This window comes from Vibrio sp. 1401 (assembly GCF_033340295.1).
In genome coordinates this window covers 1-991 of the sequence record NZ_JAWOWF010000159.1, presented here as the reverse complement: position 1 = coordinate 991, position 991 = coordinate 1, and the positions used below count along the sequence as shown (strand labels likewise).

Below are 991 nucleotides of genomic sequence, written 5' to 3'. Positions count from 1 at the left end.
ACACCCCAGTCTGTTGTCTTTTCAATGTCCTTCCATTCGACTGCTCGAGATGCGCCTAGCAGCAAGATGGCACCAATCGCAACCAAGGTGTCGAATTTTGCAAAACCGCCAAGCATGGTGTTGATCGGCTTGCTGAAAATCCACAAAGTGACGGTAAGTAAGAAGATTGCCAGTGTGACCATTTTGCCGTTCGTCCACTCAACAGGTTTGTGGTCAAGTTCAAACTTGTGGCTCAAATCTGGCTTGGTCATGGTGTACAGAACCAAAATCGCAATTGGCATCAAAATCAAAGAGATTGGCAGACCTAGCTTCATCCATTCCGTGAAGTTCAAACCTACTTCGGCCGCAGCAATTGCGTTTGGCGGGCTACCAACTAGCGTAGCGATACCGCCGATAGAGGCGCTGTAAGCAATACCGAGAAGAACGAACAAGAATGTGTTGTGGTTTTTCTTCGCGTCCAGTTTCGTCATGACACCTAACACCAAAGGAAGCATCATTGCGGCTGTTGCTGTGTTGGAAATCCACATTGAAAGACCTGCGCTCACACCGAACAGCATAAATACCGCGACAGACATTCGACCACGAGCAATCAGCAACACTTTGTCAGCAAGTGCTTGGTCAAGTTTCTGCTTGTGCAACGCAGCGGCGAGAGCGAAGCCACCCAAGAACAAGAAGATGATTGAGTTCGAGAAGTTATTCAGTGCTGTTTGGGTGTTAAACACGCCCAAGAAGACGGCAAGCATCGGGATCAGCAAAGCAGTAATGCTGACGTGAATCGCTTCTGTTAACCAAAGAATCGCAACAAAAACTAAGATGCTGATGCCGGTTACGACTTTTGGTTCAAAGGGTAGGGTATTAAACAAGATAATGAACAGCAGAATGTTGGCATTCAAAATCATGCTGTTGCGAGTGAAGAACCAATTCTTCAATGTCACAGCGAGTGCGGTCATGGGTGTGCTCCTTTTGCATTGCCTTTTTGTCGGTTTTTTAT

The 991-nt window shown here is 46.8% G+C and carries 1 protein-coding gene; it reads right to left on the bottom strand.

The annotated features are described in order from the left end of the window. Positions 1 to 950 (bottom strand): DASS family sodium-coupled anion symporter (locus tag R7Z77_RS24255; RefSeq protein ID WP_318136916.1); only part of this gene is annotated, 950 nt, incomplete at its 3' end. Positions 951 to 991 lie beyond the last annotated feature (41 nt).